Source organism: Reyranella sp., assembly GCF_050185545.1.
In the GTDB taxonomy this organism is placed as follows: Bacteria; Pseudomonadota; Alphaproteobacteria; order Reyranellales; family Reyranellaceae; genus Reyranella.
In genome coordinates this window covers 1-20,614 of sequence record NZ_JBFWZI010000118.1, presented here as the reverse complement: position 1 = coordinate 20,614, position 20,614 = coordinate 1, and the positions used below count along the sequence as shown (strand labels likewise).

Sequence of the window (20,614 nt, the reverse complement as noted above, 5' to 3'; positions counted from 1 at the left end):
TGCCACCGACCCCAGAAGGGCCGACTTCAGCCACCTCCGACCGACGGCGTTCATGTTCGCCTCCTTCGTCTCGGGCCTTACATCTCCTGGGCGCGCCTGCGCTCCCACGTTCCGACCGATTCCTCGGCCTGTTCGCGCGTATAGCCGTAGCGAACCTGGATCTTGCCGATCAGCTGGTCGCGGCGGCCCTCGATCTCGAGCAGGTCGTCGTCGGTCAGCTTGCCCCATTGCTCCTTCACCGCGCCCTTGGTCTGGTTCCAGCTACCCTTGATCTTCTCCCAGATCGTCTTGGCGTCGACCGAATCGTTCTCGGCCATCATCTGGGCGGGCTGGGCGTGCACGATGGTCGGGACGCTGCCCAAGGAAGCCACGATGCAGGCAGCAAAGACGGAAATGGGACGCATGGCCCAGGCTCCTTCGCTGAATCCGAGTCAGGACGCCGTGTTCGGTCGAGCCAACGGCGCCGTCGGGCGAAGGTTGCGGTGCGGGCTAGGCCGCGGCCTCCTCGACCGGCGCCGGCATGGGAAAGATCACTGCGAACCGCAGCCCACCCTCGTCGCCATTGGACACATGCAGCTCGCCGGCCAGCTGCATGGCGAGCCCGCGAAGCAAGGTCATTCCGAAGGTGCGCAGTCTCTCCGGCTTGGGCGAATTGCGGGGGCTCGGTGCCAGGTCGGCGATCGTGAGCTCGACAATGCCGCCCTTCTCGGACATGTCGATATCGATCTCCGGCGCGGCGACGGCCGGGACGTCGTTGTCTAGAATGGCGTTGACGGCCTCGGTGACGATCAGCCCGACGGGAATGGCGATGTCGGGACCGGCGGTCAGGGAGGACGCCCGGATGTGATAGCGCAGCGCGGGTGCCTTGGCCTCCTGACGGCTGAGCGTCACCTGCCGAACGACGTCGCCGATGAATTCCTGAAAGTCGACGAGCGACCAGTTCGATCTTTCGTAAAGATGGACGTGCAGGATGGACAGCGTCAGCACGCGATGCTGCGCGTCCCTGAACAGCCGGCGAATGCGCGGCGATCGGATCTCGCCGGCCTGCAGGTTGATCAGGCTCATGATCATCTGCAGGTTGTTCTTCACCCGGTGCTGCAGCTCGCGCAGCAGATGGTCGCGCTGATCGAGGCCCGCCCTCAGGTCGGCCTCGCGCTTGGCGAGCGCGCTCGCCATGGCGGCGACGCCGTCGGCCATAAGGCCGAGCTCCAGCGTCCGCGGCCGCTGCCGGGCGATCTCGATCGCCTCGCCGCGCACGATGCGGCCGGCGATGTCCTCGATGTAGCGCAGCGGGCGTATGCACCAGCGGTCGGCGCCGAACCAGACCGCGAGCAGGGCAATGACCAGGGCGCCGGTTGCGACCGCGAGCACCGCCCAGCTGCTGATCGTCGTCGACACGGGCAGTGCCCGGGCAAGCACGGCGAACGTGTCGGTGCCGGGGATGGGCACGAGGTGGAACTGGCGAAGCTGCCCGTCCGTTCCGTAGTCGACGATCGCCATCTGTCCGGACGCGATGGCCTTGGCGAGTCGGGAATCGGGCGGCAGGAGTCCCGGCGGGTCCTGCGCGCCGACTGGAATGCCGCGGCTGGCGACGACGATTGCGGTGGGCTGCAGCCGGTGGAAGCCGTATCGCTCGCTGGCGATCGTGTAGGCGGCCGAAACGGCGATGACCGGCAGGAACGCCAGCGCGACGACCGTCAGGAGCTTCGTCCTGAGCGACCTGGTGGCCCACCAAGCGGCCCACATGGGGACCGGACCCCCTAGATGGTGACGGTGTCGAGCGCCTGCGCGATCGCCGCCCGAAGGACGTCGGGATTGAACGGCTTGGAGATGATGAAAGCGGGCTCGACCTTCTCGCCCGTCAGCAGCCTCTCGGGGTAGCCGGTCACGAAGATCACCGGCACCGACATGGAGGTCATGATCTTGCTGACCGCGGAGATGCCGCTGTCGAGACCGCGCAGCTGCACGTCGGCCAGCACCAGATGCGGCGAGTGCCGCTTGGCCAGCTCGACAGCGGTTTTTTCCGTGGCTGCGATGCCCACCACCTGGTGACCGGAATTGCGGACGATCTCGGCGACATCGAGGGCGATGATCGGTTCGTCCTCGATGACGAGCACGCGGATGCCGGCAACACGCTGCAGCTCGCCCCGCGCTTCTTCGAAGGCGCGCGAGACCTCGCCGACATCCATGTCGAGAATATGCGCCACGTCGCTCACGGAGAACCCTTCGAGGACGGTCAGCAGAAGCACCTGACGCTGAAGCGGTGCCATGTCTGTCAGCGAATCCTTGAGGCGGCCCTTGACGGTGTCCTCGCTCTCGCCGGTCGCGAGATTTCCGAAAGGCTGTCGCAAGCGGTGGAACAGCGCAAACAGCCCGAGCTTGGTTCCCTTGGCTTCGGCGATCAGCTCCGGTTGCCGCAACGCCACCTCGGCCGACATTCGAACCCACTCGTCACCCAGTTTCTGCGAGCCGGTGAGCGCGCGCGCATAGCGCCGCAAGAACGGAAGCGCCCACGCCAGAGCGTCCGAAATGGGGGGGCCTGCTGCCTCTGCCACGGTATCTCTCCCTCTCTAGGAATCCGGTCGGCGACGCGCTCTTCCCGGCGAAAGCAGCGGAAAGCCTGCTGCAGAAATGCACGCAGCATTCGCGGGACGCCATGACGGTCGGCTTCGACCGCCCCAGCGTCCCTCGAAATGCCCACTCACAATACAGCACGTGTCCCTGCAGGCAATCCGACGGATGGCTTGCTGCAGACCTAATAATAATAGTACGGCCGCTCCGGCGCGGTCACGGCGCCGATCGTCGCGCCGGCGGCGCCGCCGATCAGCGCGCCGCCGACCGGGGCGCCCACGGTCGAGCCGACAACCGCCCCCGACGCTGCGCCGATGGCGCCGCCCGTCAAGGCCCGGTCGACCGGCCGTTCGCCGCAGGCGGCCGCCATCAAGGTGACACCGACGGCGAGAGCTGCGATTTTGCCAACAGCTGCGACATTGCCTGTGCGATCCGGCACTTTCACCTCCTGCTTGGACAAGTCAGTGCAGCCAACCCAATGCCCACATCAGCAGGAGCACCGGGATGGGCACGCCCAACAACCAGAGTACGGCTGCCCGTCCCATCGATCTTCCTCCGTGGAGTCAGTTCCCGAACTACATCCGGTTGATCCAGCTGTTGACATCACGCTCGGCGGCATCCTTGGTGATGCCATACCTCTCCTGGATGCGGCCGACGAGCTGGTCCTGCTTGCCGCTGATGACCTTCAGATCATCGTCAGTGAGCTTTCCCCACTGCTCCTTCACTTTGCCGGCGAATTGCTTCCAGTTGCCTTCGATGCGATCCCAGTTCATGGCTGATTCCTTTCGTTCAGGTTCACGTCGGCAACGTTGGTCCCTGACATGCGGTTCCGATGGGAGTTTTTCTTTGCACCCGCTGGAGCACTCGCCCACATAGAAGGATGTATCGTACGGAACTGGCGAGCATCAGGAGCGTGTCACTCCAATGATGAAGGACGACATCGTGACCTTGATGCCCGAGCTGCGTGCCTTCTCGCGATTTCTCTGTCGCGATCGGGAAACGGCCGATGAGCTCGTCCAGAACACAATCCTCGCGGCTCTCAGCAAACAGGCACAGTTCTCGCCCGGCACCAACCTCAAGGGCTGGGTGTTCACCATCATGCGCAATCGCTTCTACTCGGATCTGCGGGCGCAGCGCCGACAGGCGATCTCGATGGACGACGAGGTCGCCAAGCCCATTCCTGCGGCCGACAATCCGGAAACCGCGTTAGCGCTGAAAGAACTCTCGTCGGCGATCTGGGAACTCAGTCCCGAGTCCCGGGAAGCCCTGGTGCTGGTTGGCGCCGGGGGCTTTTCCTACGAGGAAGCGGCTTCGCTCTGCAACTGCTCCGTCGGCACGCTGAAGGCTCGCGTGTCACGCGCCCGCAAGCGGCTCGCCGGCAAGCTCGGGTAGAATAATCGTGTCATTTCAATGGGTTGAGGATCGAAAGTGAGCCGGATGTAACCATTTGAGCGCCGAAGAGTTAATTAAGGTACCAGAAGTGGGAGTAAGTGATGTCTACCGAAGCGAAGTCCCTCGACACGACCCGCGACAGCATGAATTTCCACGACCAATTGAAGGCTGTTCTGCCGCGCCTGCGCATCTATGCACGCTCGCTGACCCGGGATCGCGATACCGCGGAGGACCTGGTTCACGACACGGTGGTCAAGGCCTTGGCCGGCCGGCACAGCTTTCAGCCGGGGACCAATCTGGCAGCCTGGCTTTTTCGCATTCAGCGCAACGAATTCATCTCTGGGCTGCGTCGCCAGCGGCCCACCGTGCCGGTCGATGCGGCGGCAGATTCGATCTCGCACCCGGCTCACCAGGAGAGCCGACTCATCATGCGCGAGTTCATCTCCGCCTTCGGCAAGCTGCCGACGGCTCAGCGCGAGGCGCTGGTGCTCGCCGTGCTGGAGGGCTTGCGCTACGAGGTGATCGCAGCCCACACCGGCGTGTCGGTCGGGACGGTGAAGAGCCGGATTTCAAGAGCCCGCGATACGCTGGAGCGCCTGCTGCTGGAAGGGGATACCGCCCCATCGCCCGAAGCGAAGGCGATTCTCTCTCGACTCCAGGCACGGACCGGAAAGGAGACTCGCCCGGATTGACCGGCGGGCAGCCCTTCTCTGATTTGGGTGCAAGGCTTTTCCAGTGTCGCGACGGAGGGGAAGTTTGCTAATATTCGCACAGGTGGGAAGGCTTTGATGCAAGGGGTATAGGCCCGCGGAACGATGGCCGTTTCCGGGAATAGCGTCATGAAAATGGATAACAAATCCAACGGCGGTCGAAGTGGACGTACGATCTTGCCGCGAGCCAAGATGCCCGACAAAGACCCGTTCGAGTCCTGGTTGCAGAAACAGTTGCATACCATGTACGACGAGATTGTCAGCGAGCCTCTGCCGGAATCGCTGGTGAGGCTGATCGACAACGACGCCGCGGCAGGCTGTGACAAGAATGAAAAGCCGATCTAGGCGGCCTCATCGGGCGCGATAGCGCCGTTCGCGGTGTGCCTGAAGTCCAGCAACGGCGAGGGCCCGTACAACGGGTCGGGTGATTGCGAACACCCGGATTGCTGCAACGCCAACGCGCGGAACTCCCGCACCTCGGCGGCCGTTGATGATGTGCAACCAGCGAGGGATTCACATGTTGACGGCCCAGGACAAGGCCAAGGCTCTGACCACTCCCACCAGCGTGTTCAGGACGCCGGGCGAGGTAGTCTCGTGCGTCGACCTCAACAAGGCCGAGAAGACGGCAGTGCTGAAGCAGTGGGAAATCGATGCGCGCCTTCTCCAGGTCGCGAGCGAGGAGGGCATGACCGGCGGGGAACTCAACCATTTGGCCGAGGTCAAGAAGGCGCAGAAGTCACTCGGGGTCGAGGACCTCGAGGAAGACGGCGCCCCCAACAAGACCGGGCCGTAGGCTTGGGACCTGTAACATGCGAATGCCCGCCATGGAGGCGGGCATTCGCTGCTTGATCTCGCGAGCGGTCACTCGTCGTTCTGCGGAGGCGGCGGCTCGGGCTGCGGCTGGCGACGCCCGTCGCCGGGCTTCCCGCCGGGTTGCCTCTGGCGCTGCTGCTGCTCGCGCTGGATCTGCTCGCGCTGCTGGCGCTCGCGCTCCTGCGGACCCTGGTTCGGCTTGTTGGGGTCGTTCATGGCTGTTTCTCCATGTTGTCGCGGCGACCACGACGGTGCCGCTGTCCCCCCAACGCCCCATTTTGGAGGCCGGTTGCGGCCTCCGTTCACCCCAGCTTGGAGCCTCGCGCGGCCATTTTATTTGGCCGTCCTCCGCAACGGGCCGATCCAACGCGCGTTGACCGCGCACAAACCGAGGAGTGGGCCGAGGAGCGGATAGTCGATGAACTCCATCATCTGTCTTGTCGGTCGGGTGATGGTCGTCGCCGCAATCCTGGCATTCCTCGGCATACGCTGAGGAAACTCCGATGGACGTTCTCCGGTCTCCGCCGGTCGAGCCGAGCAGGCCCGGCGCGTTTTCCGATTCGCAATGGCGTCCCATTCTTCTCAGCGCCGTTGCAGCGATGGTTGTCTCGGTCACGGTGGTGACGGTGGTCGCTGCAATCGGAACGACGGTGGCGCAGCTCGCTGCGGTCGTGGCGACCGCCAATGCCGAGTCGGCGGCGCGTCCGCCGCAGGCCCATGCGCAGACCACGGCCACCTGTGGTGTGGCGTCGCGCTGAACGGCCGATCGGACAGTTTGTTGCGCAGGAACGGACGCACGCTGGTGGCGTTTCAGGGGGTGTCGCGCCTCGAGCGCCGGACCGGAGCAGTGCCGAATCAATGAGTCAACGAAAGGAGCAGTCGATGCTCGATCATCCGGAGAACATGCACGAAGACGCAGCCGCCGCATCGAGGGAGCAGCCGGCGGACGCGGCTGCGTCGTTGATGGCGCCCCTGTCCGACTATGTCCGTCATGCGGCCGACTACACGCGCGAGCTGGCGGAAAAGCTCGAGGGGCAGAAGGTGGACGAACTGGTCGCGTCGGCAATGACGTGGACCAGGAAGCAGCCACTGCTGCTCGTGGGCGGAGGGATCGTCCTGGGCTTCGTCCTGTCGCAACTCGTGAAGAGCGGTACGTCTGGCACGGCCCGCTCTCCCGAAGAATCCGAGTAGCAGACCATGCCGGCAGAGCACTCGCGAAGCATTCTCGGCGTTGCCGGTGAGGCGATGGCCCAGGCGGCGGACCTGATCAGGGTCGAGTTCCGCTTGGCCCGCGCGGAGCTGGCCGAGAAAATCGGCAGTCTGCGGACGGGCGCAGCATTCGTCGTCGCCGGGGCTGTGTTTCTGATCGGCGCCTTGTTCCTGTTGCTGCAGTGGGCGGTCGTTGCCCTTGTCGAAGCGGGGCTGTCGGCAGCCATGGCGACCTTCATGGTTGCAATGGCTTCGTGCCTTATCGGCCTCGTACTGATCCTCGCCGGCAGGCAGAAGCTCGATCCGAGCGCCGTCCTCCCCGAGCGAACGCTTAACCAGATCGCGCGCGATGGCGCGATGGCGAAGGAGAAATTGTTATGACTGGAAGCGCTGCCGACCTTCAGCGCGAAGCCGAAAGCACACGCGCTGGCCTGTCCAACACCCTCGACGAGCTGCGAAGCAGCCTGACGACCGCAGCCATCACCAGTGGCGCAATGACGATCGCCAAAGAAGGAAGCACGACATTGGCACGCGTCGCCGTCGCACGCGCGCGGGCCAACCCGCTGGCCGCCCTGCTGATCGGTGCTGGTGTCATGATGATGCTCAACTATGACAGGGACGGATCCGGACAGCTCGTTCAGCGTGTTGCCAGCTCGGTGACCGGGGCCGTGAAGCGTGCTACGTCGATGGCCGGGGCGGCGGCGGGTGACGCCGTCCATGCCGCGCGCGCGATGTCGCACGATGTCGCCGACCAGGCGCGTGACGCCGTGGATGACGCCGAGGAGACGGCAGCGCATGTTGCCGATCGCGCCAGGCACGCCGTGAAAAGTGGCGTGGACAAGGCCCGCGGGCTGGCCACCGACGTGCAGGGAAGGGCCTCGCACCTCGTCGACGAGAACCGTCATTACCTGACACCGGGCGGAATGCTCCGTCTGGCGCACGAACAGCCGATCCTGGTGGCGGCGCTCGGCATCGCGGTCGGCGCGGCGATCGGTGCTGCCCTGCCCTTGGACAAGGCGGCGGGTCGCCCGCTTGCGGCGAGCAAGGGAAAGAGGGCAGACGGTCACGCCGGGCCTGATGACGCATGCGCCTGACGGGTGTGCGCGGCGGCCGGCAAATCTCAGGAACAGGCACGATGGAAATGCGCGAGCCTTTGATGACAACCGCGACGACGCCGACAGGCAGGCATGTCGTCGTCGTACGCGTGCCGATGCGCGACGACGACCTGCTGCTGCCGTTGCGCGATCTGCAGAATCTGTTCATCCGCTATCTGCGCAAGCAGCCGCCGGAGGGCGACTATACGATCCTGATCATGCGCCAGGACGGCGTTCCCGAAGTCCATTGCAGCTTTGCGGAGGGCAGGGATGCCGAACGCCTGGCGGCGTCGATTCACGGCGAGCCGGCAACGCCAGGCGAGACCGAGGCATCCCGTCATTTCGTCGAGATCGATGACGAGATCCTGCTCGAGATCGCCCGGATCGCCGGCCCACCTTCCTTCAAGCGGGCAAAGCCCGAGCCTTCGGAAACGGGCGGTCCGATGCGCAGTGTCGGTGCGATGCGGCGGCGATGAATACCGCGGCGCATCAAGGGATCTCATGAAGCTCTTCAAGTGCCAGAACTGCCATCAGGTCATCCACTTCGAGAACACGCTCTGCGAGAGATGCTCGAGCCGCCTGGGCTACATCCCCGAGCAGGGAGTCCTGACCGCCCTGGAGGCCGACGGCGACGCCTGGAGGCGGTTGCGCTCGGCGCGCGACGAATTGTTTCGCTTCTGCGCCAACGCCGACCTTCATGCCTGCAATTGGCTGCTGGACGCGTCATCGGCCGAAACGTTGTGCCTCTCGTGCCGGCACAACCGGACGATCCCCGATCTGTCCATCAATGACAATCTCGTGGCTTGGCGAAAGATGGAGCTGGCCAAGCACCGCTTGTTCTATTCCCTGCTGAAGTTCCGCCTTCCGATGCCGACCCTCGTCGAGGATCCGGAGAATGGCCTGGCCTTCGACTTTCTCGCCGAGCTGCCCGGGGAGAAGGTCCTGACGGGCCATGACAACGGCGTCGTGACCATTGCCCTGGCGGAGGCCGACGATGCCTGGCGCGAAAATCACCGTGTGACGATGCGCGAGCCGTATCGGACCCTGCTCGGGCACTTTCGCCACGAGTCCGGGCACTTCTTCTGGAACAGGCTGGTCCGCGACGGCGAGCGGCTGGCGGAATGCCGTGTGCTCTTCGGCGACGAGCGTCAGGACTATGGGCGAGCCCTGCAGGCCTACTATGCCGACGGTGCGCCGGCCGACTGGCAGGCGCGTTTCGTCAGCGCCTATGCCGCGGCGCATCCGTGGGAGGATTTCGCCGAGACGTGGGCCCACTACCTGCACATCGTCGACACGCTGGAGATGGCCGCCTCCTTCGGCATGTCGACCCGTCCTGCCCTGGCGCGCGACGACAATCTCGACGCGGCGGTCGATTTTGCGCCCTATCGGGCCGAGACGATGGTGCAGCTCGTCGACAGCTGGCTGCCGCTGTCGGTAGCGCTTAATTGTCTCAATCGCTCGATGGGCCAGCCCGATCTCTATCCGTTCGTGCTGTCGGAGTCGGCGATCGACAAGCTGGCGTTCATCCATGGCCTCGTTCATCCGGCCTGATGCGCGCAGCGGTCGCGTCGGCGGCGTGACGGGGTCGAGAGAGGCTGCCATGAGCATCATGCCCCGTTCGACGGTCGATCGTTCCGATGCGTCGCTGCCTCGGCTCGCCGCCCTTTGCCTGCTGGGCGGCTTGGCGATCCTCACGCTGTACCTTGGTCGCGATGTCCTGCTTCCGTGCGCGATCGCGGTGCTTCTGGCCTTCGTTCTGGGCCGGGCCGTATCGCTGTTGAACCGGGTCATGCCGTTGCCGCTTTCGGTCAGCGTCGTGGTCCTGGCGGCCGTCGTCTTCATCGGATTGCTCGCCGTGCTGATCACGGTGCAATTGACCGAAGTGGCCGGCAGCCTGACGAACTACCAGGCCAACCTTCACAAGAAGGTCCAGGACATTCGCGAGATCCTGCAGGGCAGCGGCGCGGTCGGCCGCTTCATGGCGATGCTGGTGGCGCTCGGCCAGGAATTCACCGCGAATGTCGAGGCTGCACCGGAGCGCGTGGTCCATCTGCAAACCGATTCCGGATTCGAGCGGATCGCCGCCCTGCTGGCGCCGCTGGTGCATCCTGTGCTGAGCATCAGCATCGTCGTCACCCTGGTGATCTTCATCCTGCTCGATCGCGAGCATCTCAGCGACCAAATCGTGCGCCTCTTCGGCGCCAACGACATCCACGCCACCTCGGAGGCGATCGCCGATGCCGCCCATCGTCTCGGTCGTGTGCTCTCCCTGCAGGTCGTCACCAATCTGGGCTTTGCCGTGGTCGTCGGCGCCGGCCTGTTCGCACTCGGTCTGCCCAACGCCGTGCTATGGGGCCTGTTGGCCGGCGGATTTCGCTTCGTTCCCTACATCGGCGCTGTCGTTGGCGCACTCCTTCCCACGCTGATCGCGTTCGCGATCACCCCGGGATGGTTGCATCCGCTGCTCGTGCTGGGATGGATCGTCCTGTGGGATGTTATCATCGGGCAGATCATCGAGCCGGTGCTGTTCGGCGATTCGGTCGGAGTGACCCCCCTGGCGCTCGTATTGTCGGCGATCCTGTGGGGCACCCTGTGGGGCCCGCTCGGTGTCCTGCTGTCGACGCCGCTCACCATCTGCCTCCTGGTTCTCGGTCGACACGTACCCCAGCTCCACTTTCTCCGCATCCTGCTCGGCCACGAACCGGCCTTGACGACCTACCAGCGGATCTACGGCCGCCTGATCCGGCTCGCCGTCGTCGACGCGTCCAGTGTGGCGCTCGCCGAGATCGAGGAGAAGGGACCCGAGAGGGGCCTCGACGACGCCATGGGCCGCATGGTGGTTCTGGCCGAGAGCGATCGAGCGCTCGATCGGCTGACCTCCACACAGATCGACGCGATCGTCGACGGCACCGACGGGATCCTCGACTTCATTGCCGACGACCCTGCCGAGCACGCGCCGTCGCCGTCGTTAGCTGCCGGCGCGGCCGCCCGCGTTCGCTTCGTGTGTGTCGGCGGTCGTGGCCAGATCGACGATGCTGCCGCGGCCATCATTGCCCATGCACTGCGCCGGATGGGTTTCGAGGCGATCCGGCGGCGTCACGGCGACAGCCCGCCGATCGAGCCGGAGGAAGCCGGCGCCCAGGCGATTCCCGTGGTCTGCTACGCCTCGCAGCCATCCGCGGCGGTGCGGCGCTATACGTCGCGCAAGCTCGGCGTCGATGGCGGCAATCGTGCCTGCCACGTCGTCATCGACTACGGGGCAGCACCGGCGGCGACCCGGCCGGTAGAGGAGATCGTCGCCGCGCGCGATGTCCTGGCCGGCGACATCGAGACGATCTGCCGGGCGATGGCCCAGCATGCCGTTGCCGTCGCGACACCGGCGGCCGTTTCCGTCGCGGCGGGGTGTTGAGAGTCATGCTCTCTTCTGGACCGCGGGCGTCCCGCCCGCTCATGATTCATGAGCATGAGCGCTCGGGACGCCCGCGGTCCAGAAGAGAGCATGAGCGTCATCGAACCGGCGGTGTCCGGTCGCGGTATTGCGCGGCGGGATCGTACTGCTAGGCTTCCATTCTCCCGACCTCCAGCAATCGAGCCGGTCAATGTCACGCATCCGCCCGTCGCGCTTCGTCCATGTCGTCTATCGGACCCGCCAGTTCGACAAGATGATCCAGTGGTATCGCGATGTCTTCGACTGCCGCGTCCAGTACCAGAACCCCGTCCTGGCGTTCCTGACTTATGACGACGAGCATCATCGCGTCGCCCTGGTCAATCTGTCGGCGGTCAAGCCGCAGGCCGACGAGGCCGAGCGGCGCGGTGTCATCGGCGTCGACCACGTCGCCTACACCTACGCCTCGGTCGAGGACCTGGTGGAGAACTACGCCCAGCTCAAGGACAAGGGCATCCTGCCTTACTGGTGCATCCATCACGGCGTGACGATGTCGATGTACTACGCCGATCCCGACGGCAACCAGATGGAGATGCAGGTCGACGCCTTCAGCTCGACCGACGCCGCCAACGACTATATGAACGGCCCGCATTTCGCGACCAACCCAATCGGCGTCGAGTACGATCCCGACGAAGTCCTGGCCAAGATCCGTGCCGGCACGCCCGGCTCGGCGTTCCTGACGCGGCAGAGCGATCTGCCGGTCTCGCCGATTCGCGGCGCGCTCCCAGCAATGAGCGGGCGTCTCGCCCGCCCTTGAAAAAGAAGAGCGGGCGAGACGCCCGCGGTCCAGATGAGCGCGGGTGCTGCGGTCAATGCGGCTTTTGTCCGCTGGCGGGCGTCAGCAGGCGGGCGAGGGAGCGGATCTCGGCGGTCGAGGCGCCGTAGGCGCGGCGTTCCATGTCGCGGTAGAGGCGGACGATGTCGTTGCCGGTTGGGGTCACGACCGTGCCGCCACCACCCCCGCCGCCGGTCTGCGCCACGATCACCGGCTCGCGGAACATGTGGTTGAGCTCGTCGACCAGCAGCCAGGCCTGGCGATAGGACATTGCCAGGGCGCGTCCCGCGGCGGAGATCGAGCCCGTCTCGTTGATCAGCTCGAGCAGGCGGATCTTGCCTGGCCCGATCGAGCGTTCGCCACCGAAGTCGATGCGCAGATGCAAAGACGTCCTGTCACCGGCCTTGGTGGCCGTCTTGGCGGTGGCGCGGGCCATGCCGGGACTATGCGACGGGACGCGCCGTGATGCCAGAGGTGGACGAGGGCGGCCCTGGGTTAGGCGCGCCGGTGCCCGAACTTGTTCGACGCCGAATGGCATGGAACACTTGCGGTCCGCACGGAACGCACCGGGAAACGCCATGGCGCCTCTTGCCTCCAGGAAGCTCATGCCCTCATGGGGCATCGAGGTCGACCACGATCTGTCGCAGCCGCTGACCGAAGAAATCGCCGGCGCGCTGGTCGAGCTTTTCGACGATCATCATCTGCTGCTGTTCCGGCGGCAGACTCTCAGCGAGGAACAGCAGGTCGCCTTCGCCCGGCTGTTCGGTCCGATCTCGCATCGCAGCCCGGCCATGAAGTCCAAGGATACGGTCCTGGTATCCAACGTGGCGCTCGATGGCGTGCTGGGCGATGGCGAGCTGCTGTTCCATTCCGACAACACCTTCTTCCAGCATCCACTGAAGGCGATCGGCCTCTATGCGATGGCGATCCCGTCGGACGGAGGCGACACGCTGTTCTCCAACGCATACCAGGTCTATGAATCCCTGCCGACCGACGTGCAACGACGGTTGCAAGGGCTGACCTCCTTGCAGGCCTTCGACTACGCCGGCGACTACAACAAGCGCTCGAGCGTCGACGCCGTGCCGGCCGACGCGCCGATGGCCCGCCATCCGCTGCTCTGGACGAACCCCGCGACCGGACGGACGGCGCTGTTCCTCAGCGAGCACACGACCTTGCAGATCGATGGTGTCGCCAGCCGGGCGGAAGAAGACGCGTTGATCGCGCTCCTGCGCCGGCACATCGCCAATCCGCGCTTCTGCTACCGCCACAGGTGGACGGTGGGGGACTTCGTCTTCTGGGACAATGTCTGCCTGCAGCACGCGCGCGAGACGTTCGACCGCAGTCAGGCGCGCACCCTCCGCCGCACGCCGGTGCTCGATCCCGACGGCGACCGTCGCTTCCCGCAGTCGCTCGACCTGACTCGCAAGGCGGCCTGAGGCGATGGCCGGACGCTTCGATGGCAGGCTTGCCCTCGTCACCGGCGCGGCGCGCGGCATCGGCGCCAGCATCGCCCAGCGGCTGCTCGGCGAGGGCGCCGAGATCATCGCCGTCGACCGCGAGAGCTGCGAGACGACCTTTGCCCGGGCGACGGCGGGGCGCTGGCAGGCGCATGGTCTCGATGTCGGTGCCGCCGAGACGGCATCGGCGCTCGAGTGCCTGGTGCGCGAGCGCGGCCGCCCACTCGACTTTCTGGTCAACAATGCCGGCATCGGCGGCGCACGGCCGCTGGCCGAGACCGAGGAGGCGGACTGGCAGCGCTTCCTCGACATCAACCTCACCTCGGTCTATCGGCTGTGCCGCGCCCTGCTACCGCATTTCCGGCGGCCGGGCGGGCGCATCGTCAATCTCTCGTCGGTGTTCGGTTTTACGGCCTTTCCCGGCTCGGTCGCCTATTCCGTGGCCAAGGCCGGTGTGGCGCAACTGACGCGGCAGATCGCCGTCGAGCTGGCGCCGCAAGGGATCACCGTCAACGCCATCGCGCCTGGCGTCATCGAGACGCCGATGACCGAGCAGCGAATCGCAGGCGATGCCTGGTACCGCAAGGTCATGTGCGAGGCGACGCCGCTCGGCCGCGTCGGCAAGCCGGCTGACATCTCGGGCGTGGTGGCCTTCCTCTGTTCGGAGGATGCAGGCTTCATCGTCGGACAGACGCTGGTTGTCGACGGCGGCTGGCTCGATTCGAAGTACCTGCCGCGTGAGGCGTAATGGACAACCAGGCCGGCAACAGCTTCTCCTCCCAGGAGATCCTCGACGGCATCATGCGCTGGGCGGCGGTCGAGAGCCCCTCCGTGACGCCCGAAGCGGTCGCCCGCATGTTCGATCTTGCCGAACGCGACTTCCGTCTGGCCGGCGCCGCAATCGACAAGGAAGCGGCCGGCGGCGACTGCGGCCCGATCATGCGGGCGCGATTCGAGGGCAGGCAGCGGGGCCCCGGCGTCCTGGTGCTTGGGCATCTCGATACGGTTCACCCTGTCGGCACGATCGACGGACCGCTGAAGCTTCGGATCGAGGGCGATCGCCTCTTCGGTCCCGGCGTGTTCGACATGAAAGGCGGCCTTTTCCTGGCGCTTTACGCGCTGCGGCGGCTGCACGCCGAAAGCGGGCAGACCGAGTTGCCGGTCACCTTCATGATGATCCCGGACGAGGAGCTTGGCAGCCCGAATACGCGCTCCCTGATCGAGCGGGAGGCGGCGCGCCACAAATACGTGCTGGTGCCGGAGCCGGCACGCCTCGGCAAGCTGGTGAGCGGCCGGCACGCCTTCGTGCGCTACACGATCCGCACGCGCGGCAAGCCCGCCCATGCCGGTGCCGACAATGCGGTGGGACGCAGCGCGATCCGCGCCATGGCGCGTCTGATCGATACGATCGAGAGCGCCACCGACATGAGCCGGCTGGTGTCGTTCAGCGTCGGCGTGGTCAATGGCGGCCTGTTCGTCAACGTGATCCCGACCGAATGCACGGCGCAGGTCCTGTGCGTGGCCTCTTCGCCGGACAATCTCGCCTATGTCTACGACTTCATGGCTGGCCTGAAGTCGCCGATCGACGGGGTCGAGCTCGATGTCGTCAAAGGGGCCGAACGGCCGCTGTTCCAGGCTTCGCCCGGCACCCTGCAGCTGTTCGAGATCGCCAGGTCCGCCGCGGCCGAGATGGGTATCACCCTCGAGCACGGCCAGTTCGGCGGCGGCAGCGACGGCAATTTCACCGGCGCGCTCGGCATCCCGACGCTGGACGGCCTGGGCGTCGTGGGCGGCGGCGCCCATACGCTCGACGAGCATCTCGTGATCTCCGCCCTGGCGCCACGCGCCCGCATCTTCGCGGGGCTGCTGGCGCAGTTGAAGTGATCTCGATTTCTCCTCTCCAGCCTCGCTGGAGAGGTGTCGGCGTCTTCGCCGACGGAGGGGTCATATCATGCGGACCCGGGCGTCCCGCCCGCTCATGTCATGTCTATAGGCGTGCGGGACGCCCGCGGTCCAAGAATGATATGACCCCTACTTCGCCGTAAGACGGCGACACCTCCCCAACTTCGTTGGGGAGGAGAATGGCGATCACCTCACGGCCAGGCGGATGACGTTCCACGATGCCGGCGCGAGCGAGGCCTCGACGCGGCCGCCCTCTACTCCAACAGCTGTCAGCGGTTTGGGTACGACGCGGTCGGGCTGTTGCCTGGTGTTCGCCGCCTTGAGGTCGGCGTCACAGAGCTGCAGGGCTTCCCGGGCAGCGAGCCCGTCGAAGCCGGCAGCCTGCACGCGAAGCGGCAGCGCCTCGGTCAGGCTGCGGTTCAGGGCGAACAGGGTGAGGGTGCCACCGGTATCGTCGTGCACGGCGGCGAGCTTGAGATAGGGCACGGCCGGCATGGTGAAGAACTCGTCGTTCGAGCCGTTGGGATCGTTGTAACGCGCTGAGTAGGTGGGCGAGTCGATTTGCGTGCGCAGCACGCGGCCGCGGCCCAACCGGCTGAAATGGGCGAAGGGATGGAAGATGGTCTGGCGCCAGGCCGGGCCGCCGGTCTCGGTCATGATCGGCGCGATCACGTTGACCAGCTGGGCGAGGCAGGCGGCGGTAACGCGGTCGGCGTGATTGAGCAAGGCGATGCAGCAGCCGCCGAACGCCAGCGCATCCTCCATGGTGTAGATCTCCTCCAGGATGGGCGGCGCGATCGGCCAGCCCTCCTTGACGCGGTCGCGGCGGTTGCGGCGCGTGCGATACCAGACGTTCCATTCGTCGAAGCTCAGCATGATGCGCTTGGCAGAGCGGCGGCGCGCGGCGACGGCGTCGGCGATCGCCACCACCTCGTCGATGAAATCGTCCATCAGGTCGGGGCTCGCCAGGAAAGCCGGCGTGTCGCCGTCGTAATTGTTGAGGTAGGTGTGCAGCGAGATGTACTCGACATGGTCGAACGTATGCTCGAGCACGGCCTGCTCCCAGGCGCCGTAGGTCGCCATGCGCCGGCCCGACGAGCCGCAGGCGGCGAGCTCGAGCGAGGGGTCGATCCACTTCATCATCTTGGCCGCCTCGACGGCGATGCGGCCGTACTCGGTCGCGGTCTTGGCCTCCATCTGCCACGGCCCGTCCATCTCGTTGCCGAGGCACCAGAACTTCACGCCGTGCGGCTGCTCCCAGCCGTGCCTGCGGCGCAGGTCGGACAAGGCCGTGCCCGACGGATGGTTGCAGTACTCGACCAGGTTACGGGCGGCGTCGCCCGCGCGGGTGCCGAGATTGACGGCCAGCATCGGCTCGGTGCCAGCCATACGGCACCAGTCGATGAACTCGTTGGTGCCGAACCGGTTGGTCTCGGTCGACATCCAGGCGAGGTCGAGGCGGCGCGGCCGCTCGGCGACAGGTCCGACCCCGTCCTCCCAATTGTAGCCCGAGACGAAGTTGCCGCCGGGATAGCGCATGATGGCCGGCGCCAGGTCGCGCACCAGCGCCATGACGTCCTGCCGGAAGCCCTTGGCATCGGCGCTCGGGTGGCCGGGCTCGAAGATGCCACCGTAGATGCAGCGGCCGAGATGCTCGAGGAAGGCGCCGAACAGACGGGGATGGGTGGTGCCGATCGCGAAATCGCGATGCAGGCGGACGTCGACGTTGCGCATGGGAAGCGGCTCCAGTGGAACAGTAGTGCATTGTGCCAGTGCCCTGGATGGGACGGGACATCGCTCGACCTGGACGTGAGCCTCAGCGAATGGTTGCTTCTCCGGGTGCTCGACGCGCTTCTATGTCCCACGTGTCCACGATTTTGTCCCAGGTGTCCCTGTGCGCAAGCTGCTAAGGACGGCAGGCGCGCCGCGGAGCGCGTCATCCTGGAGCGCCATGCAGGAGCAATATCAGGACCCGTTGATCGAGGAGGCGCTGCGCTGGTTCGGCGTGCTGAAGGATCCGAAGGCGAGCGATGACGATCGCCGGGCGTTCTCGCACTGGCTGAAGGAGAAACCAGAGCATGAGGCGGCCTGGCGCCAGGCGCAGCGTGTCTGGATGCGGGTCGGCAAGATCGGTCCCGCCTTCGCCAACACGCCGCCGGCTACCGTCGTGATCCCCACCCCTCCGCCAATCGTGGTGAAGCGGCCGCCGCATCTGCGGGCCGACCCGGCCTTGCGGCCCGTTGCCTTGCGCCGTCCGCCGCCAAGGCGCCGCGGCTTGTTGATCGGCGCCGTCGCCGCGGTTTGCGTGGCGGCGCCGACGGGTGCGTTGCTGTGGCGTCCGGGATTGTTGGCCGATCACGCTACCGCCGTGGGCGAACGGGGATCGGTCACGTTGGCCGACGGCTCGGGCATCGAGCTGGCAGGGGCATCGTCGATCTCGGTCGATTTTGCGGGAAGTCTCCGGCGCGTGGTGCTGCGCGAGGGCGAAGCCTTCTTCAGGGTCGCGACGGATGCCGACCGACCCTTCGTCGTCGAGGCAGAAGGTGTGCGCATTCGCGCGCTCGGCACGGCGTTCGACGTCAAGCTGGGCAATGGCAACGTTTCGATCGCGGTCAGCGAGGAGACGGTCGAGGTCACGGTCGAGGGACATCCGTCGGTCGTCGTCGGCAGTGGTCAGCAGGTTCGTGCCGGCAGCGGGTTCGTCGGCGACGTGCGTGAGGCCGATCTCGCGATGGTCGAAGCCTGGCGGCAGGACCGGCTGGCCTTTCGCGAGACTCCACTCGGCGACGTCATCGCCGACCTGCAGCGCTACCGCGTCGGCCGCATCGTGTTGACCGAGGCGCGGCTGGGCGACATCCCGGTCAGTGCCGCCTTCGAGGCCAGCCAGGCCGACGCCGCGATCGACGCGCTGGCGTCGACGCTACCGATTCGTGCCAGGCGGTTCACGCCTTTGCTCGTCGTCCTGTCGCCGCGGCACTGAGCGTCAGCGTCAGGCGGTGGCGGGACGCGGCCCCAGCCCGCGCTGACGCGCGACCAGGAACAGCACGACGGCCAAGTTTAGCAGGTTGAGCGCCATGCCGATGGCGAAGGCCTGCTGGTAGCTGCCGAACTGATCGTACAGCAGGCCGGCGCCCCAACCGCCGCTGCCCATGCCGAGCAGGCCGGCGAACATCACCGTGGGGACGCGCCAGTTGGCCTCCTCGATCGAATAGTATTCGCGGATCGCGATGACGTAGGCCGGCAGCAGGCCCGCCAGGCCGAGGCCGAAGGCGGCCGACACTGCAAACAGGGCGGTCTGGTCGTGAGTCAGGACGAAACCGCTGAGCGCTGTCGCCTGCACCAGCGAGCTCCACAACAGGGTCTGCACCCCGCCGACTTGGTCGGCCAGCCAGCCCCAGAACTGGCGCGCCAGGAAGGCGCTGCCCAGCAGCACCGACAGCATTGCGGCGCCGTACGGGGAGGCGAAGCCCAGGTCGCCGCAATAGGCGACGACATGCTGCATCGGCATGGCCATCGGCACGCAGCAGCTGAACACGGCGACCATCAGCAGGATGGTCAGCATGTTGGGCGAGAGGCCGAGGGTCGCGGCAGTTTGCGGCGACCGTGTCGTGCCGCCAGACGCGGCGGGGCGGGAGTCGGGGGGCTGTCTCAGGAAGACGAGCGTCAGCGCCGTCACCGACACGGCGACGAAAGCCGCGAAGATCATCATCGTGGTCCGCCAGCCGGTCTCGTCGATGCCGACCTGGAGCAGGGGCGGCCAGATGGCGCCGGCGATCGATTGCCCCGAGGAGATCAGCGCCACCGCCGCGCCGCGGCGCCGTTCGAACCAGCGGCTGACGTAGGTGAGCAGGGGCGAGAACATGCACGAGGTGCCGAACAGCCCCATCAGCACGCCATGTCCGGCATAGAGGAAGAGCAGTCCACCCGACGCCGACAGGATCAGGCCGGCTGCCACCATGACGCCGCCGAACAGCACGATCCGTCGGATGCCCAGGCGCCCGACCAGCCAGCCGGCGACAATGCCGCCGAAAGCAGCGCCGAGATAGGTGAAGGAACCCGCCGCGGCCGGCCCCGAGCGCGCCGTGTCGAGATCGGCGGCGATCGGCTTCATGGCCAGCACCGCCACCAGCGGCGCACCGTAGGCGATGGTCATGACGGCGAGGGCGGCCGAGGTGGCGATCCAGGCGGCGCGGCTGTCGAGCCCGCCGGACCCCGCGCGGCTAGGCATTGGCCGGCACCGGCGTGCGGGCGTGTTCGCCGGCGTCCCGCGTCAGCGCCTCGGTCTCGTGCGCCAGTGTGCGCACGAGGTCGAGCGAGAGGCGACACGACAGCTCCGTGTGCGCCCGGCGCCAGCTCGCGAGGGCCGCTTCGAGGGTCCGGGCGCCCTTTTCCGTGAGCCACACCAGCCGCCGGCGTTGGTCGCCGTCGGCGATGGCGATTTCGACCAGGCCATCGGCTTCGAGCGTGCGCAAGGTGCGCGACAGCGTCGACTGGTCGAGTCCCATGCGCTCGGCCAGGACGCTGATCGTATCGTCGTTGGCCGAGGCAATCTCGGCCATCAGGCCGAACTGCGCAAAGGACAGGCCTGCCTCTACCATGCGCTGCTCGAAGAACTGGTTGAGGCGGCGCGCCATCAGCCGCGCATTCCAGCCGGCGCAGGAAGCGATGGCGTGCCGGGCGTCGTTGCGCAGCGATCGGCCGGTTCGAGGTCTTCTCGTCATAGAAGAATGTATATACATAGAATGTAGGTACATGCAATACCGGGAGCGACAGCAGCGACCTGTAACAAACTCCGGGTAAGCGCGTTTACTCGGACAGCAGCGTACAGGAGCGCGGATGAACGAGTTCTTCCGGGGTGGCGCCGATGCCCGCGATCTCGCCGATCATTTCGAACGGGCATGGAATGCCCACGACATGTCGGCCTTCGCCGAGTTGTTCGAGCCGGACGCGATCTTTGTCAGCCGGTTCGGCCACTACTGGCGTGGTCGCGAGGAGATCGCGGCGCGCCACGCCGAGATCCATGCGACCATCTACCGGGATTGCACGATCGCCAATCGCATCCAGAACGTCGACCCCTTGAGCGACGACATAGCCGTCGTCTACCTGCGCAGCTTCGTGTCCGTCGGTCCGACAATGCCGGTCGGCCCTCGAAATTTCACCGTCCAGTTCAGCTATGTCGCCGTCCGGCGGGAGGGAGCCTGGCACATCCGGTCGGCGCAGAACGTCGCCGTCGCGGACCCGAGGAC

The 20,614-nt window shown here is 66.2% G+C and carries 27 protein-coding genes; 17 read left to right on the top strand and 10 right to left on the bottom strand.

Annotated elements, in window-relative coordinates:
- Positions 1-77 precede the first annotated feature (77 nt).
- From AB7O82_RS25475 to AB7O82_RS25455, 5 genes are all read right to left on the bottom strand, one after another.
- Positions 78-317 carry a CsbD family protein gene (locus AB7O82_RS25475; protein WP_428620472.1) on the bottom strand — a complete coding sequence of 80 codons (240 nt, stop codon included), beginning with the start codon at positions 315-317 and terminating at the stop codon, positions 78-80.
- A gap of 172 nt (positions 318-489) precedes the next feature.
- Positions 490-1,746 (bottom strand): sensor histidine kinase, encoded by a 1,257-nt coding sequence (locus AB7O82_RS25470; RefSeq protein WP_428620463.1) that lies wholly within the window; start codon positions 1,744-1,746, stop codon positions 490-492.
- A 14-nt stretch (positions 1,747-1,760) separates the two neighbouring features.
- On the bottom strand, positions 1,761-2,555 hold the full coding sequence (locus AB7O82_RS25465; protein WP_428547961.1) for a response regulator: 795 nt from the start codon (positions 2,553-2,555) through the stop codon (positions 1,761-1,763).
- Between the two features lie 200 nt (positions 2,556-2,755).
- Complete coding sequence (locus tag AB7O82_RS25460) at positions 2,756-3,010, bottom strand: hypothetical protein (protein ID WP_428547964.1); 255 nt, start codon at positions 3,008-3,010, stop codon at positions 2,756-2,758.
- A 136-nt stretch (positions 3,011-3,146) separates the two neighbouring features.
- Positions 3,147-3,344: a CsbD family protein gene (locus AB7O82_RS25455; protein ID WP_428547967.1), complete on the bottom strand. Its 198-nt coding sequence runs from the start codon at positions 3,342-3,344 to the stop codon at positions 3,147-3,149.
- A gap of 178 nt (positions 3,345-3,522) precedes the next feature.
- On the opposite strand from AB7O82_RS25455, the gene AB7O82_RS25450 reads away from it, so the two are divergent.
- The 4 genes from AB7O82_RS25450 to AB7O82_RS25435 all read left to right on the top strand — a co-directional run bounded on the left by AB7O82_RS25450 (position 3,523) and on the right by AB7O82_RS25435 (position 5,466).
- On the top strand, positions 3,523-3,963 hold the full coding sequence (locus AB7O82_RS25450; RefSeq protein WP_428620471.1) for a sigma-70 family RNA polymerase sigma factor: 441 nt from the start codon (positions 3,523-3,525) through the stop codon (positions 3,961-3,963).
- 101 nt (positions 3,964-4,064) lie between these two features.
- Positions 4,065-4,655 carry a sigma-70 family RNA polymerase sigma factor gene (locus tag AB7O82_RS25445; protein WP_428620462.1) on the top strand — a complete coding sequence of 197 codons (591 nt, stop codon included), beginning with the start codon at positions 4,065-4,067 and terminating at the stop codon, positions 4,653-4,655.
- A gap of 147 nt (positions 4,656-4,802) precedes the next feature.
- Positions 4,803-5,018: a hypothetical protein gene (locus AB7O82_RS25440; protein ID WP_428620460.1), complete on the top strand. Its 216-nt coding sequence runs from the start codon at positions 4,803-4,805 to the stop codon at positions 5,016-5,018.
- 172 nt (positions 5,019-5,190) lie between these two features.
- The gene (locus AB7O82_RS25435; protein ID WP_428547978.1) at positions 5,191-5,466 is read left to right on the top strand and encodes a hypothetical protein; all 276 of its coding nucleotides are present in this window, start codon (positions 5,191-5,193) and stop codon (positions 5,464-5,466) included.
- Between the two features lie 68 nt (positions 5,467-5,534).
- Here AB7O82_RS25435 and AB7O82_RS25430 read toward each other — a convergent pair whose 3' ends face one another.
- Positions 5,535-5,702, bottom strand: coding sequence for a hypothetical protein (locus AB7O82_RS25430; protein WP_428547981.1), 168 nt, complete (start codon positions 5,700-5,702; stop codon positions 5,535-5,537).
- A 287-nt stretch (positions 5,703-5,989) separates the two neighbouring features.
- On the opposite strand from AB7O82_RS25430, the gene AB7O82_RS25425 reads away from it, so the two are divergent.
- From AB7O82_RS25425 to AB7O82_RS25390, 8 genes are all read left to right on the top strand, one after another.
- Positions 5,990-6,244 carry a hypothetical protein gene (locus AB7O82_RS25425; RefSeq protein WP_428547984.1) on the top strand — a complete coding sequence of 85 codons (255 nt, stop codon included), beginning with the start codon at positions 5,990-5,992 and terminating at the stop codon, positions 6,242-6,244.
- A 124-nt stretch (positions 6,245-6,368) separates the two neighbouring features.
- On the top strand, positions 6,369-6,677 hold the full coding sequence (locus AB7O82_RS25420; RefSeq protein WP_428547987.1) for a hypothetical protein: 309 nt from the start codon (positions 6,369-6,371) through the stop codon (positions 6,675-6,677).
- Positions 6,678-6,683: 6 nt separating this feature from the next.
- Positions 6,684-7,076 (top strand): phage holin family protein, encoded by a 393-nt coding sequence (locus AB7O82_RS25415; protein ID WP_428620458.1) that lies wholly within the window; start codon positions 6,684-6,686, stop codon positions 7,074-7,076.
- Positions 7,073-7,789, top strand: a complete 717-nt coding sequence (locus AB7O82_RS25410; RefSeq protein ID WP_428620456.1) for a hypothetical protein — start codon at positions 7,073-7,075, stop codon at positions 7,787-7,789. The genes AB7O82_RS25415 and AB7O82_RS25410 overlap by 4 nt, the downstream gene beginning before the upstream one ends.
- 62 nt (positions 7,790-7,851) lie before the next feature.
- Entirely contained in the window at positions 7,852-8,265 is a 414-nt protein-coding gene (locus tag AB7O82_RS25405) for a hypothetical protein (protein ID WP_428620455.1), read from the top strand.
- 25 nt (positions 8,266-8,290) lie between these two features.
- The gene (locus AB7O82_RS25400) at positions 8,291-9,340 is read left to right on the top strand and encodes a zinc-binding metallopeptidase family protein (RefSeq protein WP_428547999.1); all 1,050 of its coding nucleotides are present in this window, start codon (positions 8,291-8,293) and stop codon (positions 9,338-9,340) included.
- A 49-nt stretch (positions 9,341-9,389) separates the two neighbouring features.
- Complete coding sequence (locus AB7O82_RS25395) at positions 9,390-11,198, top strand: AI-2E family transporter (protein ID WP_428548002.1); 1,809 nt, start codon at positions 9,390-9,392, stop codon at positions 11,196-11,198.
- A gap of 190 nt (positions 11,199-11,388) precedes the next feature.
- On the top strand, positions 11,389-11,991 hold the full coding sequence (locus AB7O82_RS25390; protein ID WP_428620454.1) for a VOC family protein: 603 nt from the start codon (positions 11,389-11,391) through the stop codon (positions 11,989-11,991).
- 52 nt (positions 11,992-12,043) lie between these two features.
- On the opposite strand, the gene AB7O82_RS25385 is transcribed toward AB7O82_RS25390, so the two are convergent.
- The gene (locus AB7O82_RS25385; RefSeq protein ID WP_428548008.1) at positions 12,044-12,445 is read right to left on the bottom strand and encodes a winged helix-turn-helix domain-containing protein; all 402 of its coding nucleotides are present in this window, start codon (positions 12,443-12,445) and stop codon (positions 12,044-12,046) included.
- A gap of 142 nt (positions 12,446-12,587) precedes the next feature.
- Between AB7O82_RS25385 and AB7O82_RS25380 the strand changes: the two genes are divergently transcribed.
- The 3 genes from AB7O82_RS25380 to AB7O82_RS25370 are packed head-to-tail and all read left to right on the top strand — an operon-like array spanning position 12,588 to position 15,350.
- Positions 12,588-13,445 carry a TauD/TfdA dioxygenase family protein gene (locus AB7O82_RS25380; RefSeq protein ID WP_428548011.1) on the top strand — a complete coding sequence of 286 codons (858 nt, stop codon included), beginning with the start codon at positions 12,588-12,590 and terminating at the stop codon, positions 13,443-13,445.
- A 4-nt stretch (positions 13,446-13,449) separates the two neighbouring features.
- Positions 13,450-14,214: an SDR family NAD(P)-dependent oxidoreductase gene (locus tag AB7O82_RS25375; RefSeq protein WP_428620452.1), complete on the top strand. Its 765-nt coding sequence runs from the start codon at positions 13,450-13,452 to the stop codon at positions 14,212-14,214.
- Positions 14,214-15,350 (top strand): M20/M25/M40 family metallo-hydrolase, encoded by a 1,137-nt coding sequence (locus AB7O82_RS25370; RefSeq protein ID WP_428620451.1) that lies wholly within the window; start codon positions 14,214-14,216, stop codon positions 15,348-15,350. Before AB7O82_RS25375 ends, AB7O82_RS25370 begins: the two co-directional genes overlap by 1 nt.
- Before the next feature lie 204 nt (positions 15,351-15,554).
- On the opposite strand, the gene AB7O82_RS25365 is transcribed toward AB7O82_RS25370, so the two are convergent.
- Positions 15,555-17,102, bottom strand: a complete 1,548-nt coding sequence (locus AB7O82_RS25365) for an alpha-N-arabinofuranosidase (RefSeq protein WP_428548020.1) — start codon at positions 17,100-17,102, stop codon at positions 15,555-15,557.
- Positions 17,103-17,319: 217 nt separating this feature from the next.
- On the opposite strand from AB7O82_RS25365, the gene AB7O82_RS25360 reads away from it, so the two are divergent.
- Positions 17,320-18,348 (top strand): FecR family protein, encoded by a 1,029-nt coding sequence (locus AB7O82_RS25360; RefSeq protein WP_428620449.1) that lies wholly within the window; start codon positions 17,320-17,322, stop codon positions 18,346-18,348.
- A gap of 9 nt (positions 18,349-18,357) precedes the next feature.
- Here AB7O82_RS25360 and AB7O82_RS25355 read toward each other — a convergent pair whose 3' ends face one another.
- Together AB7O82_RS25355 and AB7O82_RS25350 are read right to left on the bottom strand one after the other, a co-directional pair.
- Entirely contained in the window at positions 18,358-19,596 is a 1,239-nt protein-coding gene (locus AB7O82_RS25355) for an MFS transporter (RefSeq protein WP_428548026.1), read from the bottom strand.
- The gene (locus AB7O82_RS25350; protein ID WP_428548029.1) at positions 19,589-20,089 is read right to left on the bottom strand and encodes a MarR family winged helix-turn-helix transcriptional regulator; all 501 of its coding nucleotides are present in this window, start codon (positions 20,087-20,089) and stop codon (positions 19,589-19,591) included. The genes AB7O82_RS25355 and AB7O82_RS25350 overlap by 8 nt, the downstream gene beginning before the upstream one ends.
- A 115-nt stretch (positions 20,090-20,204) precedes the next feature.
- On the opposite strand from AB7O82_RS25350, the gene AB7O82_RS25345 reads away from it, so the two are divergent.
- Positions 20,205-20,614, top strand: a 410-nt coding sequence (locus AB7O82_RS25345; protein ID WP_428548032.1) for an SgcJ/EcaC family oxidoreductase, incomplete at its 3' end; no start/stop codon positions are given.

Coding starts and splice junctions, on each gene's coding strand:
- AB7O82_RS25475 (WP_428620472.1), bottom strand. CDS start 317: ATGGCCGAGAACGATTCGGTCGACGCCAAGACGATCTGGGAGAAGATC.
- AB7O82_RS25470 (WP_428620463.1), bottom strand. CDS start 1,746: ATGTGGGCCGCTTGGTGGGCCACCAGGTCGCTCAGGACGAAGCTCCTG.
- AB7O82_RS25455 (WP_428547967.1), bottom strand. CDS start 3,344: ATGAACTGGGATCGCATCGAAGGCAACTGGAAGCAATTCGCCGGCAAA.
- AB7O82_RS25450 (WP_428620471.1), top strand. CDS start 3,523: ATGCCCGAGCTGCGTGCCTTCTCGCGATTTCTCTGTCGCGATCGGGAA.
- AB7O82_RS25445 (WP_428620462.1), top strand. CDS start 4,065: ATGTCTACCGAAGCGAAGTCCCTCGACACGACCCGCGACAGCATGAAT.
- AB7O82_RS25440 (WP_428620460.1), top strand. CDS start 4,803: ATGAAAATGGATAACAAATCCAACGGCGGTCGAAGTGGACGTACGATC.
- AB7O82_RS25435 (WP_428547978.1), top strand. CDS start 5,191: ATGTTGACGGCCCAGGACAAGGCCAAGGCTCTGACCACTCCCACCAGC.
- AB7O82_RS25430 (WP_428547981.1), bottom strand. CDS start 5,702: ATGAACGACCCCAACAAGCCGAACCAGGGTCCGCAGGAGCGCGAGCGC.
- AB7O82_RS25425 (WP_428547984.1), top strand. CDS start 5,990: ATGGACGTTCTCCGGTCTCCGCCGGTCGAGCCGAGCAGGCCCGGCGCG.
- AB7O82_RS25420 (WP_428547987.1), top strand. CDS start 6,369: ATGCTCGATCATCCGGAGAACATGCACGAAGACGCAGCCGCCGCATCG.
- AB7O82_RS25415 (WP_428620458.1), top strand. CDS start 6,684: ATGCCGGCAGAGCACTCGCGAAGCATTCTCGGCGTTGCCGGTGAGGCG.
- AB7O82_RS25410 (WP_428620456.1), top strand. CDS start 7,073: ATGACTGGAAGCGCTGCCGACCTTCAGCGCGAAGCCGAAAGCACACGC.
- AB7O82_RS25405 (WP_428620455.1), top strand. CDS start 7,852: ATGACAACCGCGACGACGCCGACAGGCAGGCATGTCGTCGTCGTACGC.
- AB7O82_RS25400 (WP_428547999.1), top strand. CDS start 8,291: ATGAAGCTCTTCAAGTGCCAGAACTGCCATCAGGTCATCCACTTCGAG.
- AB7O82_RS25395 (WP_428548002.1), top strand. CDS start 9,390: ATGAGCATCATGCCCCGTTCGACGGTCGATCGTTCCGATGCGTCGCTG.
- AB7O82_RS25390 (WP_428620454.1), top strand. CDS start 11,389: ATGTCACGCATCCGCCCGTCGCGCTTCGTCCATGTCGTCTATCGGACC.
- AB7O82_RS25385 (WP_428548008.1), bottom strand. CDS start 12,445: ATGGCCCGCGCCACCGCCAAGACGGCCACCAAGGCCGGTGACAGGACG.
- AB7O82_RS25380 (WP_428548011.1), top strand. CDS start 12,588: ATGGCGCCTCTTGCCTCCAGGAAGCTCATGCCCTCATGGGGCATCGAG.
- AB7O82_RS25375 (WP_428620452.1), top strand. CDS start 13,450: ATGGCCGGACGCTTCGATGGCAGGCTTGCCCTCGTCACCGGCGCGGCG.
- AB7O82_RS25370 (WP_428620451.1), top strand. CDS start 14,214: ATGGACAACCAGGCCGGCAACAGCTTCTCCTCCCAGGAGATCCTCGAC.
- AB7O82_RS25365 (WP_428548020.1), bottom strand. CDS start 17,102: ATGCGCAACGTCGACGTCCGCCTGCATCGCGATTTCGCGATCGGCACC.
- AB7O82_RS25360 (WP_428620449.1), top strand. CDS start 17,320: ATGCAGGAGCAATATCAGGACCCGTTGATCGAGGAGGCGCTGCGCTGG.
- AB7O82_RS25355 (WP_428548026.1), bottom strand. CDS start 19,596: ATGCCTAGCCGCGCGGGGTCCGGCGGGCTCGACAGCCGCGCCGCCTGG.
- AB7O82_RS25350 (WP_428548029.1), bottom strand. CDS start 20,089: ATGACGAGAAGACCTCGAACCGGCCGATCGCTGCGCAACGACGCCCGG.